This is a genomic window from Psychrobacillus sp. (assembly GCF_032154225.1).
Classification (GTDB): domain Bacteria; phylum Bacillota; class Bacilli; order Bacillales_A; family Planococcaceae; genus Psychrobacillus.
The window spans coordinates 67661-83305 of the sequence record NZ_JALDYF010000006.1 but is presented as its reverse complement, the minus strand read 5'-3'; the positions used below and the strand labels follow the sequence as shown (position 1 = coordinate 83305).

Genomic DNA, 15645 nt, shown 5'->3' with positions numbered 1-15645 from the left:
TGCTATTTGTTGAGTTTTATTGGTTTTCCAACTCTTTCAATGCATCTGTATAACCTTGTTCACTAGCTCCCCAGCCGTCGATAAACTCATGTAAACCATTCGTTGTAACAGTTGTATCTGGAAGCTTCGATGCATCAACAAAAACTGGCTCTAAAACAACTTGTGCATCTGGATTTTCCCCATTAATTTTTTGATACAAGTAACGAACTTGAATACGCCCTATATCCATCGGATCAACAGCTGCTGATGCGGCCCAAGGACTATTTTCTTTTTGCATCATTTGCAAATCTTCATCACTCATATCAATACTGTACACTTTAATATCCGTTCTTCCCGCTTGCTCGATCGCGCGTACTGCACCTTTTGCAAATTCATCCCAAGCAGCCCAAACTGCCGTAATATCTCCCTCATTCGGGAATTTTTTTAATATAGCTTCCATTTGTGACTGTGTATCTAATGCCGTATTTTGAGTAGCCGCACCAAAAGTCGCAACTTCTTTAATACCTTTGTTCTCTGTTAAAAATTGCTCATAAGCAACTTGTCTTCTTTCCATTGGTGCAAATCCTGCCACCCATATTTTCACAATATTTGCTTCACCATTTGCATCTTCCGCTAACTTTTGTAGCGTCATTTCCGCCATCTTTTGATCGCCTTGCTCTAATACTGTAATTCCCTCTACTTCCACTCCTGCATCAAATGCTACAACCGGAATGCCTTTATCAACCGCATTTTGTACACCTTGATTTAATGCTTCTTTCGTGCCGTGATCGATTAATATTCCATCTAATCCTTGGTTAACTGCTGCATCTAGATTAGAAGCCATTTTTGCTAAATCACCTTCTGAGTTAAAAACGGTAACCGTGCCTCCGAATTTCTCAACTTGCTCTTTCACTCCTTCAATATATTGGGCAGAAAAAGTACCAAGGTTTTGTTGAAGGATCAATGCAATTTTCTTACCTGCTAACGGATGACTTGAAGCTTCTGGTTTAGCTGTTTCTTCTTTTGCATCCCCTTTTGGCTGACATCCAGTCAAAAGAATTCCAATAACTAATAGTACCGCTATAAACCAATTCACTTTTTTCTTCATCATTTTTCTCCTCTTTCTGTTCCGATTAACGCACTAATATTCTCCGTATACTCGGGATAAATAATTCCTTTTTCCGTTATAATTGCTGTTATTAAACGACCTGGCGTCACATCAAATGCCGGATTATATACTTTCGTATTTTCTGGCGCTACTTGTTTGCCAGCAATATGTGTTATCTCTTCCGACGGACGCTCTTCTATCGGTATACTTTCACCACTCTCAATCGAAAGATCAAAAGTAGAAGAAGGCGCTGCTACGTAAAATGGAATTTGAAATGCCGCAGCTAATAAAGCCAAATTCAGTGTGCCGATTTTATTGGCTGTATCGCCATTTACAGCAATTCGATCTGCTCCAACAATAATTGCTTCGATCCCCTTTGCCCCAATTGTATGGGCTGCCATACTATCCGTTATAAGCGTAACGTCCACTCCGGATTGCTGAAGTTCCCACACTGTAAGCCTCGCCCCTTGAAATACTGGTCTAGTTTCGCATGCAAACACTTGAAACTGTTTCCCTTGCTCACTACCTAAATGGAAAGGTGCCAATGCAGTTCCATATTTTGCAGTCGCAATAGAACCTGCATTACAAATCGTCATCACCTTCGTATAATCATTTAGTAAAGACAATGAAAATTCACCAATACTGCGGCATGACGCTTCATCTTCCTCATAAATATTCATAGCTTCAACTAGTAAGTGCTTTTTCGCTTCCTCTACAGTTGCACTTTGTTGAACACTCGCTTTTAGACGCTCAAGAGCCCAAGCAAGATTAACAGCAGTTGGTCTTGATTCTGCTAAATACAAAGCATCTCTACTTAAAAATTGGTGGAATTGTTCCAGGGAATTCACTTCGTAGCTCTGTGCGGCTGAAGCTAATCCGTAAGCGGCTGTTATGCCAATTGCAGGAGCACCTCGCACTTTTAACGTAATAATTGCATCGTATACATCTTCCAATGTTTCAAGTGGTAAATAGTGGATAACAAGAGGCAATTTCTGCTGGTCTAAAATGCTCAATTGCCCATCTTCCCACTTTATCGATAACGGAATACTCATTTGTTTACCCTCTCTAGTAAGCTAATTGCTGCGTTAATGGACGAGATATCTCGACGGTTTAAAATAAGCTTTTCTCCAATTTGTAACGCTTGTTTTTTAGCATTTATTCTTTGTTCATCATCTACAATGCCATCTAAGTCTTTCACATGCGCTAAACCAATCGTTCGGCGAATTAATTCACAACCCGCGAATCCTAGCGCATCTTGGAAAATCTTATTTACTATATATTCTTCAAATCCATCTGTATCTTTATAAGCATCGATTCCTTCAGACTTCCATAATGCAGAAAATCTCGTCGTAAACACTTCCCAAGTTTGTTCAATTTGATGAAGAATAACTATTCTTTGCTTGCCATCCCTTGTAATCGTTTGAACAATTAAATTAGCTAAAAACAGCCCAACATCAAAGCCAATTGGTCCATAAAATGCAAATTCTGGATCTATTACTTTTGTTTCTTCTTCACTCGCAAAAATACTACCTGTGTGCAAATCTCCATGTAATAATGCTTCTGCTTCTGTCAAAAAGCTTTTCTTCAGCTTTGCTACTTCTAGCTTCAAAGGCCCATTTTGCCAAATCGCTTCCACGTCTGCTCGTAAGGAAGGTTCAAAATCATTTGTTTCGTTATCAAAAAATGGATCTGTGAAAATAAGATCTTCTGTAATTTTGCATAGCTCTGGATTAGAAAAATCCGAAACTAGTTTCTTTTTTTCAAAAGGATGTAAAGCAAAATCAGATGTAGAAAATAGAGTGCTAGCCAGATACTCGCCAATATCTGTCGCTAACTTTGGATAAGATTCAAGCTGAATCAATCCTTCACGCACTATTTTTAAATGCGATAAATCTTCCATTACTGTAATCGCAAGTTCTTCATCTGTTGCATATACTTTTGGCACTAATCCTACTGCAAATTCGCCATGTTTTTTTAGCGCATTTGCTTCGATTACTGCTCTTTTTAATGTCAACGGCCAGCTTTCACCAACTACTTTTGCGTATGGTAATGCCTGCTTGATAATAAGACTCTTATCATTTTTAGAGTCTTTTATATGAAAAACATAATTTAAATTTCCATCGCCAATCTCTCGACATTCTAATACTGCATCTTCTGCAAAAAACTCCTTTGCAAAATGAATGGCTGTTTTTTCTGTTAATGATTCGTATTGTTTTTTCGTCGCTATCATCATTTATCTCTACCTTTCCTATACAAAATAAAAAGCCTCTTTCATAAGAAAGAGGCGTAGAATAAGAGATCTATCGCCTCTTATCTTTCAGAAAGTTACCTCTCTGATGGAATTAGCACCGTGCCTTACGAGATGTTCATCTCGGCGCAAAAAGCGCCCCGTCTCACAACGGTATTACGGTCGGTTGCTGGGCTTCATCGGGCCATTACCCTCAGCCAGCTCTTGATAAGAGTGCTATTGTTATAAATTCGTATTGCTTGAGTTGAATCCTAGCATATTTGAAAATACAATGTCAAGGCAAATCCGATTATTATAAAAAGTCTAATAACTGTATTGACATTTTTTCTATTGCATGAAATAATCAGTATTAATTTGACAATAAACATTCATTTTAATTTCATATATTTTCTTATTTAGAGCAGGTGGAGGGACAAGCCCTATGATACCCGGCAACCGATTCAATTATTGAACACGGTGCTAATTCTTGCAGTCAATTGACTGAGAAATAAGAAGTCGTTAACCCCTTAACCGCTTCTTATTTGAAGTGGTTTTTTTATTTAAACATAAAGGAGTACGATAGCGAATGAGTATAGTAGCACTTTATCAAGTGTATGGAAAATCCGGTTCTTTTGAAAAGAAAGCGGAAGGCATTGCACTTGGTTTAACAATAGGATCGTGGACAGATTTACCTTTACTTGAACAAGAACAATTAAAAAAACATAAAGGTATCGTTGTTTCGATTCGGGAATTTCAACATATTCAACACCCTTTAAAAACAGACCTGATTAAAGCAGAAATTAAAATAAGTTATCCAAGTATTAATTTTTCACCAGACATACCCGCCATCTTAACGACTGTATTTGGCAAACTATCATTGGATGGGGAAGTCAAATTACTAGATTTAGAGTTTTCCCCAGAACTGTTAGCGAAGTTTCCTGGACCTAGATTTGGCATAGAGAGTATTCGAAAGGTACTTGAAGTACATAATCGGCCACTTATTATGAGCATATTCAAAGGAGTAATCGGTCGAGATATCGATTATTTAGCAGAGCAGCTTCGAGAGCAAGCACTTGGAGGAGTAGACTTTGTAAAAGATGATGAAATCCTTTTTGAAAATCCACTCACACCTTTTGAAAAACGTATTACAACTGGTCAAAAAGTGCTGCGCCAAGTGTATGAGGAAACTGGACATCGCACACTTTATGCTGTGAATCTATCTGGACGCACTTCCGAATTGAGAACAAAAGCTATCAGGGCAAAAGAGTTAGGTGCGGATGCTTTATTATTAAATGTTCATGCATACGGACTTGATGTACTTCAGGAACTTGTAGAAGATAATAATATTCAGCTGCCATTTATGGCTCACCCAGCGTACAGCGGTGCTTTTACCTCATCTCCTATTTACGGAGTTGCATCACCTCTTTTACTTGGGAAATTGACACGTTATGCAGGGGCAGATTTTTCATTATTTCCTTCACCTTACGGAAGTGTGGCACTGGAGAAAACAGTTGCACTTTCGCTCGGTGAAGAGCTTACAAAAACAAGTGCAGTAAAACGTACTTTCCCAGTCCCTTCTGCTGGTATTCATCCGAGCCTAGTACCACAACTAATCGAGGATTATGGAATAGACAGCATTATTAATGCTGGTGGCGGAGTACATGGACATCCAGATGGTGCGATAGGAGGAGGGCTTGCTTTCAGACAAGCCGTAACAGCGACTCTTGATGGAATCTCGCTCGTAGAGGCAGTAAAACAACACGAAGCATTAAAAAAAGCGATTGAATTATGGGGGTAAACAAAATGAGGAAACTAGTCATCTTTTGTGATTTCGATGGCACTATTACAAATAAAGATAATATTATTTCTCTCATGAAAGAATTCGCTCCACCCGAATACTTGCCAATCAAAGAGAATATTTTAAGTCAAAAGCAATCTATTCGTGACGGTGTAAAGGAAATGTTCGCCCTTTTACCTGTTTCATTAAAAGATCAAATTACCTCCTTTCTATTAGAGCAAGCTCAAATTCGAGATGGCTTTGCTGAATTTGTTTCTTATACAAAGGAACGCAATATACCACTTTATATCGTTAGTGGCGGAATCGACTTTTTCATTCATCCGATACTTGAACCATTTGGTCCTTTTGCAGATGTTTATTGCAATGAATCGGACTTTTCAGGCGATAACATCCACATCCATTTTCCACACGGTTGCGATGAGCTTTGTACTAGCAAGGGATGTGGATGTTGTAAACCTTCTATTATCCGTCAGTTGCTTGATGACAATGCGCTAAGCGTTGTTATTGGTGATTCTATTACAGATTTAGAAGCTGCAAAATTGGCAGATGTCGTTATTGCGCGAGATTTCCTCATCGAAAAGTGTGAAGAATTACATATTCGTTATGAGCCTTTTAAAAGCTTCCATGATGTTATCCAAATTATCGACGAAAAGTTAGGTGTGCCACAATGACACTATTGCAAACTAGATGGAACGACTTAGCCGATATAAAAGACGAACTTGCAGCACGAGATTGGTTTATGGGAACTAGTGGGAACTTGGCCATAAAAGTGCATGATCAGCCTGTTGAGTTTTTAGTTACTGCAAGTGGAAAAGATAAGAAAAAACGTACAGACGAAGACTTTTTACTCGTTGATGCTAATGGCGATCCAGTTGGTGATACTCTCTTAAAACCATCAGCAGAAACTTTGCTTCACTGTGCTATATATACAAAAACAACAGCGGGTTGTAGTCTTCATATTCATACCGTTGCAAATAATGTCATTTCTGAATTATACGGAGATGACGGAAAAGTCGATTTCCAAGGACAAGAAATTATTAAAGCTTTCAATCTATGGGAAGAGAATGCACTACTTTCTATTCCTATCATTCCAAACTACGCTGATATCCCGCGTCTCGCTGAAGAATTTCAAACACATCTAACTGCTGATAAAGGTGCGGTATTAATCCGAAACCACGGTATTACTGTATGGGGTAAGGATGGATTCGAAGCAAAAAAACTATTAGAAGCTTGTGAGTTTTTATTTCAATATCAATTAACATTACTTCAAATAAAATCGAAATAAGAGAGGAAGATTTAAATGGCGATTATTAAAATTCAAGGAACTACGGAAACAATTGAGCAACAAAATGAGGTTGCTGCATTTTTAGAAAAACAAGAAGTTATATATGAGCATTGGGATATTGAAAAATTACCTGAGCATCTTCGCGAAAAATTCGATTTGAACGATGAAGAAAAACAGGATATTTTACTTGCATTTAACGATGAGATTAGTGATATTTCGGAACGCCGTGGCTACCAAGCATCAGATGTCATTTCTTTATCCGATTCAAATCCTAACTTAGACGAACTATTAAAAAACTTTGAGCGGAAGCATCTTCATACAGACGATGAAGTTCGATATATTGTTAGTGGGCACGGAGTATTTATTATCCAAGGGAAAGATGAGCGCTTCTTCGAAGTACACTTAACACCAGGTGACTTAATTTCCGTACCAGAAAATATTACACATTACTTTACACTTGCAGAAGACCGTAAAGTAGTTGCTGTTCGAATTTTTGTAACACCAGAAGGCTGGGTTCCGGTTTATCAAGACGAAGCAGTTCAAAACTAAATAAAAGCTCCTAATCATTTGGTCTATCAAGTGATTAGGAGCTTTTATTATCTTAAAACCTACCCATCGTTTTTCAAAAAACTTTCTTCTACATGAAAAATTTCCTCGAAACTTGTGCATACTACTAACTGATATCCCTTACTTTACTTTCGATAAAACAAGGTGGTAAAAACATGGAACAAGAATACACACTTATCGAACATTTAGATGAGCTTCGCAAACGGCTTATCATTATTTCCGTTACATTTGTCCTATCATTAGCCGCTGGATTTTTGGTTGCTCCTAAAACTTTGAGTCTTTTGAAGAAACAACCAACAGCTGCCCATGTTGAATGGAATGTATTCGGTTATACAGACGGCTTAATGATATATGTAAAATGTGCATTGCTCATTGCTATTTTAATCACCATACCAATTGCCTTATATCAGCTATGGTTATTTGTAAAACCGGGGCTACTAGAAGATGAAGCACAAGGGACTTTTATCTTTATCCCTATTTCTTTTTTATTGTTTTTGACGGGGATTAGCTTTAGTTATTTTGTTTTATTTCCTTTAATGTTGAATTTCATGTCGAATATTAATGATTCTATTGGAGCTGTGGAAACATACGGAATGCAGCAATACTTCACATTTATGTTTAACTTAATCATTCCTGTTGGTATTGTATTTGAATTGCCTGTAATCGTTTTATTTTTAACAAAGCTCGGTATTGTTACTCCACAAAAACTTCGAAAAATGAGAAAGGTCGCTTATTTCCTTTTAGTAATAATAGGTGTTTCTATTACTCCACCAGATTTTATTTCTGATTTTATCATTGTTATTCCTTTACTAATGTTGTTTGAAATCAGTATTTTTGTATCAAACTGGTCCATGAAGAAGCAATTGAAACAAGTGCAAATGCCACTTGAATAGTTGACTATGTACTAACTAGGAGGAAATACTATGCCAAACATAGGTGTACCAGGCTTAATCATCATTCTTATTTTAGCTCTAATTATTTTTGGACCGTCAAAATTGCCTCAATTAGGCAGAGCTGTTGGGCAAACATTGAAGGAATTCAAAAATTCAACTAAGGAAATGGTAGATGATGTAACAGAAGAATTCACATTAGAAGATCTGAAAAAAGAAGAGAAAAAGAAAATTTAATGTTGTGAAGCAACTAAATTGACCTCGTTATTTTTATGGTTTACAATTAGTTTGAATTCAAGATGCATTAACTTAGTGTAAATACTCATGGATTATATTGTAATTACTAGGGGGATATTAAATGTTAAAAATAGGTATAATTATTGGTAGTGTACGTCAAGGTCGTAATGCTGAAGCTGTAGGAAATTGGATGTATGACTTCGCAGCGAAACGCAATGACGCAGAATATGAATTAGTAGATCTTGCAAATTATAAATTACCTTTTTTAGGGGTAGAACTTCCTGCTGCTGAACAAGAGCAAGCAAATACTGCTATTAAAGCATGGTCAGAAAAAATGGCTTCATTTGACGGCTATATTTTCATCACACCTGAATATAATCATGCAGTCGGTGGAGCACTTAAAAATGCAATAGACTTCTTAAGACCTGAAGTAGCAAACAAAGTTGCTGGATTCGTAGGTTACGGAAGTTTAGGTGGAACACGTGCACATGAAAATATGCGTTTAATCTTAGGAGAGCTTTCTGTTGCAGACGTACGTACAGCAGTTACTTTCTCACTAATGGCAGACTTTGAAAACATGAGCGTATTCAAACCTGCTGAGTACCATGCAGCTAATGCAAATGCTATGCTAGATGAAGTTCTTGCATGGGGCGGCGCATTGAAAACAATTAGATAAAGACAAAGAGAGAGGGAATCTACGACAGATTCCCTCTCTCTTTATCTGTTTATACGGTAAACTCCTTTTCTATCACGTAAATAACAACCGTTGTGTTCAAATATACGGATCATATACTCGTTACTCCCGTCTGTGCTACCAACATATGTGTTTGCTCCAATTTGTTTCAATAAACCTAAAGTTCTTTGATGAAATATTGTTCCATAACCTTTCCCGCGGTGCTCTGGAACAACTCCAAAATAAAAAAGTCTTCCTTCGTCTATTGTCCCTGGTTCTATGTGAGGAATGCTAATACCGAGTTGCTGTGCATCTTGTGAAAAGATAAAACAATGCTTACGCCAGTCAGAGCCAAGTTCATTGAGAAGAGACTCCATTATTTGCTCTAATGAAAATAAATTGTTCTTATTTGCAGATCCGCTCCTACAGCGATCATATAAAATAGCGAATTGTTCATCGCTTAAGTCACTTTCGTAAAGAGATTCTACTTCAATACTTTGCTCAGTTGCCTCTATTTTATCTAATGACTTTGCAAATTCCACGATAGAAGATATCTTTTGAAATCGGTGATTCATTAACCACTCTTCATGCTCCTCATCCATCAATAAAGACAAATAATCAATCTGCTCTGATTTCCACTCTTCTAAAATCTTTGCAAATTCCTGTGTATAATCATCACTAGACTTCCCCACTGTCTTCACTTGATCTACAAGCCAATACTCTTTATCTTTTTTTATCAAACTAAAAAGACTCATACTCTTCCCTTCCTCCTTTAATCATACTTACAAAATACACTAAAAGACGCTTCCTTTCTAATAGGAGCGTCTTTCTTTGTGTTTAAAATTTGAAATCGATTGAACCTTTCGCACAATCGTTCCATCTCATCCAACTTCATATACAAGTGCTTTTTCATTTATTTTTTCGTACGCTTCAAAAACTCTTTCGTACGTTCATGTTTAGGGTTTTTGAAAATTTGGTCTGGAGTTCCTTCCTCTGCAATAACTCCTTTGTCCATAAATACGACTCTGTCCGAAACTTCCTTCGCAAATTCCATTTCATGCGTAACGATTAACATCGTAAGACCCGTTCCTGCAAGTTCCTTCATAACTTTGAGCACTTCTCCTACCATCTCCGGATCAAGAGCAGAAGTTGGCTCATCAAATAACATTACGTCAGGTTCCATAGAAAGCGCACGAGCAATTGCAACACGTTGCTTCTGCCCACCTGATAATTGTTTCGATTTTGCTTCCACATAATGATCCATTCCAACCACTTTTAAATATTTCATCGCAATTTTTTCTGCTTCTTCCTTAGAACGCTTCAACACTTTAACTTGTCCAACAACACAATTATTCAATACATTATGATTATTAAATAGATTAAACTGCTGAAAAACCATTCCTAGCTTCGTTCGATATGCATGGATATTATGTGTGTTGTCTAAAATATTTGCTCCATTATAAATAATTTGACCACCGCTTGGTTTTTCTAAAAGATTAATACAGCGAAGAAGAGTCGATTTACCTGAACCGGAAGAACCGATAATACAAACAACTTCTCCTTTTTTCACAGAGAAATCAATGTCCTTTAATACTTCATGGTTTCCAAAGGATTTGCTTAAATGCTGTATATCAATTACTTTTTCCATATATGCTCCTCCTTCGTTTTAATGCCCTTTTGTCGCAATTGTCGTTACTTGTGCTGGTTGTCCTATCATACTGTAATTTTCCGGTCCGTCTAATTTTCTTTCAAAATAACGGAGAATTAATGTTACCGTAAATGTCATAACAAAGTACAAAATACACGCTACAAAGAATGGTTCAAAATATTTGAAGCTGATTCCTGCAACTGTTTTTGTTTGAAAATATAGCTCCGTTACACCAATTACGTTCAGTACGGACGTATCTTTAATATTAATGATGAATTGATTTCCTGTAGCCGGTAATATATTTCGTATTACTTGTGGCAATACAACATGGAACATTGTTTGAACATGATTCATACCAACAGCTTGAGCTGCTTCAAATTGACCTTTTTCAATAGAAATAACTCCACCACGAACGATTTCTGCCATATAAGCTCCCGTATTAATCGAAACGATAAATATCGCTGCAAACGTTCGATCCATATCGATACCAAAAGCCATCGCAGAACCGAAGTAAATAACCATTGCCTGCACAATCATTGGTGTTCCTCGGAAAAACTCTATATACACACTTAATATGATATTCACTATTTTCAAGAAAACTCGTTTTATTCTTCGTTCAGACACAGGTATTGTACGTATAATCCCTGCCAACAAGCCAATAGCTGCTCCAAAAATAGTGCCAATTATGGAGATTAAAAGTGTCATTCCAGCTCCACGAAGGAACATCGGCCAGTTGTTTATAATCATTGACATAATCCATTCAAAGCTCATACTTTATCCCCCCATTAAAGATTAAAAACCGACTGCAAAAGATGCAGCCGGTATCACCTTACCCTTATTCTGCCGCTGGTTGATTTTTAATAGCAGTGTCCATAATTTCTTGGCGCTCTTCTTCCGAAATACCTGCTAAAATTTCATTGATTTTATCTTTCAGTTCACTGTCTTTTTTTAGCCCAACTGCAACAGCTGTTTCCTCTTCACTTGCAACAAATCCATCCGTGAATTCAACCATTGCAAAGTTTTCATTTGCTGCTGATGCACTAATTCCTTCTGGACGCTCTGATACATACCCATCAAGCACACCAGACTCTAGTGCAACACGCATTGCGGAGAAATTATCCGAAGCTGGTTGTTTTTTAACGCCTTCAATTTGATCGATTACACCATAGTGAGAAGTGTTTAATTGACCAGTTATTTTTGCTCCCTTGAAATCTTGGATAGAAGTAGCACCTTCAAAAGGTCCACCCTTTTTTACTACCATGATAAAATTTGATGTGTAGTAATTCTCCGTGAAATCAATTGACTCTTTACGTTCTTTTGTTGGTGACATACCTGCCATAATCGCATCGATTTTATCCGATTGCAATGATGGTACAAGACCGTCCCACTCTATTTTCACAACAACTAGCTCTTTCCCTAAACCAGCCGCAACTTTTTTCGCAATTTCTACATCATATCCGCCTGCATATTCAGCATTTCCATCAATTTTAATTCCACCATTTGAATCATCTAATTGAGTCCAGTTGAATGGTGCGTAGCCTGCTTCAAGACCGATCGTAAATGTTTCTTTCTCACTTGTCTCACCTGATGAACCTGTATTCGTATTTGTTTCTTTTTCGGAAGTACTCGTTCCACATGCTGCTAATAATAAAACAGCGGAAAATAACATTGCTACGAATATAAATAGTTTATTTTTCATCATTACTTCTCTCCTTTTAATATAAGTGTATGTTTTTGAATACAAAAAAAGGACAGCCTATAAAAAAAGACCTGAGATGAACTCAGGTCGCAAGTGTATAGTTGCCCTAAATCCTCTACTTTACCCAAATGAGATAGCACACCACTATAAACCGGGACGTTTATAGTGACAGTCCTGTAGCTCTTAACTACAGACCCAGCAAGTAATACAGAGAATATTACAAACTTCGGCGACATTTCCTTCTTCTTAGCATCATAGATTCTCAAACTCTTCTAAGAACTGTTAAATATCGCGCCTCTACCTCACCAAATAAGTGAGGTATTATTCAATTAATTATTGTCCATAGTTTACAATAAGATATTATACATGTCAACCAGTCTAAAAAGTATAAATAGAATCTTTGGATTAGTAATTTACGTTAATTGAAGGTGACTTTTCGCATATACGCGCAAGTCTCGTTTATTATAAAATATATGTTACAGGAGAAAACAACATGATTAAAACAAAGGATAGTAAAAGAAAAATAATATCAAATCCTTCACTGAACATAATATTTTTAGCTTCAAAGTATTTGAAAGGTGTTAAATATTTCATAAACGCCAATTTTTCATTCAAATCAATTGCAATGGATACAATGTAAGCGACCAAAAGTATTCCAGTAGATAGTGATACTGCCAATTTTGAGTTTTTGCACACTGCTGCTAGTGCCGATCCGATTACTAAAAACAGTAGTTGCAAAATAAACATGCCCATCATTGCTTGTAGAATAATTGTCCCTATAAATTCCCCTTCACTATACTTTACTAAATAATAAGAAGAAATTCCCGTTATGATCGCCAACATAATGCTATTCACTAAAGCCGCCAATAGTTTAGAAGAAACAACTTTATAACTTGAAACAGGTTTTACGAATAAAAACTCAACCATTTTATCTCGTTCTTCTTTCGAAATAATTGTCGCTCCTAGCATTGCAGAGTGAATCGTCGTCATTAATACTAAATAGATATTAAGCACCCCAAAATATCCGCTTGCAGTAGATATATCAAATCAAATGTTCCTGTACCAAATATTTCTTGCAAAGACTTCGGCATTGTAGCAAGTAATTCATTAAAGATTTCTCCTTCTTCTACATGAAAACTAACACCGGTTATTCCTCTCGCATTTCCATAAGTTTTCGTCAGATTATTAATTTCAATTACATGCATCGCAAATCCCCTTGTAGTTTCAACTAATTCCTATCGATAATTACATAAACATGTAGAACCAAATTATTACATTAATTAACTATATTTTAATCCCGTTCATTAGTTGGATCAATTTTGATATACATATTCCTACAGAAAATAAAAATAGCAGTAAAAGTCTGCCGAAATGTATGATTATGTTGACATTATTCTACATAATTATACAATAGAATATAAGAAACTAGTAATTTATATGTATACTTTCGTATTCCCAAAATAATTACTTTAGTAGTATCATTTATCGATCGAATGTCATTTTTTATAGAAAATAGCTTAATTAGGAGATGAAATTGTGACGAACGATACCAAAGGCAAGTCAAAAGGTTGGTTGAAGAGCGTATTATCCAATCAAAACCAGATAACACAGAATAACAGTGAAGAAAATGATGCAGTCCAATTAATTGAAGAATTTAGTAATATGGAAGATTCCACTCCACCTTCATCGGCTGACTCAAGTAAGAAAGATATATTATCTAAGGAGAACCAAGACAAAATATCACTAGATTTAATTGTTTCATTAGAAAACGTATTAAATGATCGTCAAATCATGCTTTATAAAAATGAAGGCTTGGAAGATCAGTTACATACAGCGAATGAAACAATTAGTCGCTTGAAGCATGACTTAGTGAAAAAAGAACAATTGATTCAAGACAAAAACAAAGATATCCGCGTATTGGAAACCAATCTGACGAATAAACAAATGAACTATGATCAACTTCTTGAGGACTATAAAGAATATCAAAATACTTCTAGCAATGACTTTGAAAAGATCTCCATTCAACTGGAAAAAGAGATCAACAAATATCATATGCTAAAAGAAGAATCTACGAATATTCAATATCAAAATATGTTAAAAATTAGAGAACTAGAAGAAAAAGTTAGAGATTTAGGCATCGAAAATCAAAACCTGGAAGAACAGTGCGCAACAATACTGGATGAAAAAACAGAATTAATGCAAACAATTAATGACTTTACAGAGCGTATGTCCTTCTCTTTTTCTCCCAAAAAATCGATTAACAAGGAATAAATAAAAAGGAAGTCTCTACTTACTAGTAGAAAAGGTGAAAACCATGTCAGTCTATTTAGGAAAACTACTTGAACTAGTATCAATCGAGACAGAATCCAATCAATCATTTCTACGATTAAAACTAACATCTGATCAAGAAATTGAATTACTTTGGGAAATTGACCATGATACCGCAAAAAACTTAATGGCCGTAACTGAACTCGGTGGGTCTCACAAATATAGATTATCATTCCATAGCTTTTGGGACTCTACCAAAGATCAAAATAGCAGTTTCCTTACTAAAACATACAGAGATCAAAGTGAGAAAGTCTTTTTTACATGCTCCCGTGCTTATGTAAACGGTCTAAAAGCGATTAAACACGATGAACAATTGAGCCAGATAAAATTTTTGGCTCCAATAGCTATCCATCAACATCCAGTTAAAGATGAAGTTGTAACTTCCCCTTCATTGCATCGTAAATTTGCATGGACTGCCGTTACCTGTGCTAGCATTTTGACAATTGTCCTTTTTAGCACTCTCCTTCTACCGAAAGAAGAAATGAATGACAATTCAACAGTAAAAGCAGAGGGCATAAGTGAAGAAATCGTTGAAAATGTAATAGTTGATATCCAAACGGAAGTATCTAGCAGTACAAACATTGCATTTCCTGAGCCTACACTTCCTTTTGTAGGGCTAACTGAGGTCGTTAACTTTAGCATCCCAGAAGGTAACGTAGCTCTCACTTTCGACGATGGACCTTCCAAATATACAAAAGAAATTACGGATATATTAAAAGAATACCAAGTTGGTGGAACATTCTTTTTTATTGGGAAAAATGTAGCAAAACATCCCGATTCAGTCCAATACGTTAAATCAAACGATTATTCCATTGGCAGTCATTCTATGAATCATTTGCTCCTCACAAAATTATCCGCTGAAAAGCAAGCATATGATCTTTTACACACAAATAAATTAATTGAAGATATTATCCAAGAAAAAGTCGTTCTTTTTAGACCTCCCTATGGCGCTAAAAACGCGGCAACAATCGAACTAATGAATAAAACCCAAAGCAAAATGGTCCTTTGGAATACAGATACTGAAGATTGGAAAAGTCAAAATGCAGAAAAAATATTCCAATACGTACTAAATTCTAAAGCATCTGGATCTATTATTCTTCTACATGAATCTCAAGTAGTTGTAGATGTATTACCAAGAATAATAGAGCATTTGCAGCAACAAAATTTAAAAATTGTAAACCTAAATTAAACAAACACATTTGATAT

Annotated in this window: 18 protein-coding genes and 3 riboswitches; of the genes, 9 read left to right on the top strand and 9 right to left on the bottom strand. The window is 36.2% G+C overall.

Annotation, left to right across the window (positions count from 1 at the left end; genetic code table 11):
• Positions 1 to 16 precede the first annotated feature (16 nt).
• Genes RUH95_RS10225 through mtnK form a run of 3 tightly spaced genes read right to left on the bottom strand, consistent with a single transcriptional unit; the run spans position 17 to position 3320 of the window.
• Positions 17 to 1087: a sugar ABC transporter substrate-binding protein gene (locus RUH95_RS10225; RefSeq protein ID WP_313892890.1), complete on the bottom strand. Its 1071-nt coding sequence runs from the start codon at positions 1085 to 1087 to the stop codon at positions 17 to 19.
• A complete protein-coding gene (mtnA, locus tag RUH95_RS10220) occupies positions 1087 to 2139 on the bottom strand; it encodes an S-methyl-5-thioribose-1-phosphate isomerase (protein ID WP_313892766.1) in 1053 nt (350 codons plus the stop codon). Before mtnA ends, RUH95_RS10225 begins: the two co-directional genes overlap by 1 nt.
• On the bottom strand, positions 2136 to 3320 hold the full coding sequence (gene mtnK, locus RUH95_RS10215; RefSeq protein WP_313892765.1) for an S-methyl-5-thioribose kinase: 1185 nt from the start codon (positions 3318 to 3320) through the stop codon (positions 2136 to 2138). Before mtnK ends, mtnA begins: the two co-directional genes overlap by 4 nt.
• A 74-nt stretch (positions 3321 to 3394) precedes the next feature.
• Positions 3395 to 3549, bottom strand: a riboswitch (SAM riboswitch).
• Positions 3550 to 3723: 174 nt separating this feature from the next.
• Positions 3724 to 3829: riboswitch (SAM riboswitch) on the top strand.
• A gap of 71 nt (positions 3830 to 3900) precedes the next feature.
• Here mtnK and RUH95_RS10210 point away from each other — a divergent pair.
• The 7 genes from RUH95_RS10210 to RUH95_RS10180 all read left to right on the top strand — a co-directional run bounded on the left by RUH95_RS10210 (position 3901) and on the right by RUH95_RS10180 (position 8767).
• Positions 3901 to 5112, top strand: a complete 1212-nt coding sequence (locus tag RUH95_RS10210; RefSeq protein WP_313892764.1) for a 2,3-diketo-5-methylthiopentyl-1-phosphate enolase — start codon at positions 3901 to 3903, stop codon at positions 5110 to 5112.
• A gap of 5 nt (positions 5113 to 5117) precedes the next feature.
• Positions 5118 to 5783, top strand: a complete 666-nt coding sequence (locus tag RUH95_RS10205) for a 2-hydroxy-3-keto-5-methylthiopentenyl-1-phosphate phosphatase (protein WP_313892763.1) — start codon at positions 5118 to 5120, stop codon at positions 5781 to 5783.
• Positions 5780 to 6397 (top strand): methylthioribulose 1-phosphate dehydratase, encoded by a 618-nt coding sequence (locus RUH95_RS10200; protein ID WP_313892762.1) that lies wholly within the window; start codon positions 5780 to 5782, stop codon positions 6395 to 6397. The genes RUH95_RS10205 and RUH95_RS10200 overlap by 4 nt, the downstream gene beginning before the upstream one ends.
• Positions 6398 to 6412: 15 nt before the next feature.
• The gene (locus tag RUH95_RS10195) at positions 6413 to 6946 is read left to right on the top strand and encodes a 1,2-dihydroxy-3-keto-5-methylthiopentene dioxygenase (RefSeq protein WP_313892761.1); all 534 of its coding nucleotides are present in this window, start codon (positions 6413 to 6415) and stop codon (positions 6944 to 6946) included.
• A gap of 173 nt (positions 6947 to 7119) precedes the next feature.
• On the top strand, positions 7120 to 7857 hold the full coding sequence (gene tatC, locus RUH95_RS10190) for a twin-arginine translocase subunit TatC (protein ID WP_313892760.1): 738 nt from the start codon (positions 7120 to 7122) through the stop codon (positions 7855 to 7857).
• 30 nt (positions 7858 to 7887) lie between these two features.
• On the top strand, positions 7888 to 8091 hold the full coding sequence (gene tatA / locus RUH95_RS10185) for a twin-arginine translocase TatA/TatE family subunit (protein ID WP_313892759.1): 204 nt from the start codon (positions 7888 to 7890) through the stop codon (positions 8089 to 8091).
• Positions 8092 to 8212: 121 nt separating this feature from the next.
• Entirely contained in the window at positions 8213 to 8767 is a 555-nt protein-coding gene (locus tag RUH95_RS10180) for an NADPH-dependent FMN reductase (protein ID WP_313892758.1), read from the top strand.
• A gap of 41 nt (positions 8768 to 8808) precedes the next feature.
• Here RUH95_RS10180 and RUH95_RS10175 read toward each other — a convergent pair whose 3' ends face one another.
• From RUH95_RS10175 to RUH95_RS10150, 6 genes are all read right to left on the bottom strand, one after another.
• Positions 8809 to 9519, bottom strand: coding sequence for a GNAT family N-acetyltransferase (locus RUH95_RS10175; RefSeq protein WP_313892757.1), 711 nt, complete (start codon positions 9517 to 9519; stop codon positions 8809 to 8811).
• A 158-nt stretch (positions 9520 to 9677) separates the two neighbouring features.
• Positions 9678 to 10412, bottom strand: a complete 735-nt coding sequence (locus tag RUH95_RS10170; protein ID WP_313892756.1) for an amino acid ABC transporter ATP-binding protein — start codon at positions 10410 to 10412, stop codon at positions 9678 to 9680.
• An 18-nt stretch (positions 10413 to 10430) separates the two neighbouring features.
• Positions 10431 to 11183 (bottom strand): amino acid ABC transporter permease, encoded by a 753-nt coding sequence (locus tag RUH95_RS10165; protein WP_313892755.1) that lies wholly within the window; start codon positions 11181 to 11183, stop codon positions 10431 to 10433.
• A gap of 64 nt (positions 11184 to 11247) precedes the next feature.
• Positions 11248 to 12111, bottom strand: a complete 864-nt coding sequence (locus RUH95_RS10160) for a transporter substrate-binding domain-containing protein (protein ID WP_313892889.1) — start codon at positions 12109 to 12111, stop codon at positions 11248 to 11250.
• Positions 12112 to 12237: 126 nt separating this feature from the next.
• Positions 12238 to 12419, bottom strand: a riboswitch (Lysine riboswitch).
• A gap of 154 nt (positions 12420 to 12573) precedes the next feature.
• Complete coding sequence (locus RUH95_RS10155; protein WP_313892754.1) at positions 12574 to 13125, bottom strand: ABC transporter permease; 552 nt, start codon at positions 13123 to 13125, stop codon at positions 12574 to 12576.
• On the bottom strand, positions 13107 to 13316 hold the full coding sequence (locus RUH95_RS10150; RefSeq protein WP_313892753.1) for a hypothetical protein: 210 nt from the start codon (positions 13314 to 13316) through the stop codon (positions 13107 to 13109). Before RUH95_RS10150 ends, RUH95_RS10155 begins: the two co-directional genes overlap by 19 nt.
• A gap of 331 nt (positions 13317 to 13647) precedes the next feature.
• On the opposite strand from RUH95_RS10150, the gene RUH95_RS10145 reads away from it, so the two are divergent.
• The gene (locus tag RUH95_RS10145; protein ID WP_313892752.1) at positions 13648 to 14382 is read left to right on the top strand and encodes a hypothetical protein; all 735 of its coding nucleotides are present in this window, start codon (positions 13648 to 13650) and stop codon (positions 14380 to 14382) included.
• Between the two features lie 43 nt (positions 14383 to 14425).
• Positions 14426 to 15628, top strand: coding sequence for a polysaccharide deacetylase family protein (locus RUH95_RS10140; RefSeq protein WP_313892751.1), 1203 nt, complete (start codon positions 14426 to 14428; stop codon positions 15626 to 15628).
• Positions 15629 to 15645: the final 17 nt, after the last annotated feature.

Coding starts and splice junctions, on each gene's coding strand:
- RUH95_RS10200 (WP_313892762.1), top strand. CDS start 5,780: ATGACACTATTGCAAACTAGATGGAACGACTTAGCCGATATAAAAGAC.
- RUH95_RS10175 (WP_313892757.1), bottom strand. CDS start 9,519: ATGAGTCTTTTTAGTTTGATAAAAAAAGATAAAGAGTATTGGCTTGTA.
- RUH95_RS10170 (WP_313892756.1), bottom strand. CDS start 10,412: ATGGAAAAAGTAATTGATATACAGCATTTAAGCAAATCCTTTGGAAAC.
- tatA (WP_313892759.1), top strand. CDS start 7,888: ATGCCAAACATAGGTGTACCAGGCTTAATCATCATTCTTATTTTAGCT.
- mtnA (WP_313892766.1), bottom strand. CDS start 2,139: ATGAGTATTCCGTTATCGATAAAGTGGGAAGATGGGCAATTGAGCATT.
- tatC (WP_313892760.1), top strand. CDS start 7,120: ATGGAACAAGAATACACACTTATCGAACATTTAGATGAGCTTCGCAAA.
- RUH95_RS10140 (WP_313892751.1), top strand. CDS start 14,426: ATGTCAGTCTATTTAGGAAAACTACTTGAACTAGTATCAATCGAGACA.
- RUH95_RS10165 (WP_313892755.1), bottom strand. CDS start 11,183: ATGAGCTTTGAATGGATTATGTCAATGATTATAAACAACTGGCCGATG.
- RUH95_RS10160 (WP_313892889.1), bottom strand. CDS start 12,111: ATGAAAAATAAACTATTTATATTCGTAGCAATGTTATTTTCCGCTGTT.
- RUH95_RS10180 (WP_313892758.1), top strand. CDS start 8,213: ATGTTAAAAATAGGTATAATTATTGGTAGTGTACGTCAAGGTCGTAAT.
- mtnK (WP_313892765.1), bottom strand. CDS start 3,320: ATGATGATAGCGACGAAAAAACAATACGAATCATTAACAGAAAAAACA.
- RUH95_RS10195 (WP_313892761.1), top strand. CDS start 6,413: ATGGCGATTATTAAAATTCAAGGAACTACGGAAACAATTGAGCAACAA.
- RUH95_RS10210 (WP_313892764.1), top strand. CDS start 3,901: ATGAGTATAGTAGCACTTTATCAAGTGTATGGAAAATCCGGTTCTTTT.
- RUH95_RS10205 (WP_313892763.1), top strand. CDS start 5,118: ATGAGGAAACTAGTCATCTTTTGTGATTTCGATGGCACTATTACAAAT.
- RUH95_RS10150 (WP_313892753.1), bottom strand. CDS start 13,316: ATGCATGTAATTGAAATTAATAATCTGACGAAAACTTATGGAAATGCG.
- RUH95_RS10225 (WP_313892890.1), bottom strand. CDS start 1,087: ATGAAGAAAAAAGTGAATTGGTTTATAGCGGTACTATTAGTTATTGGA.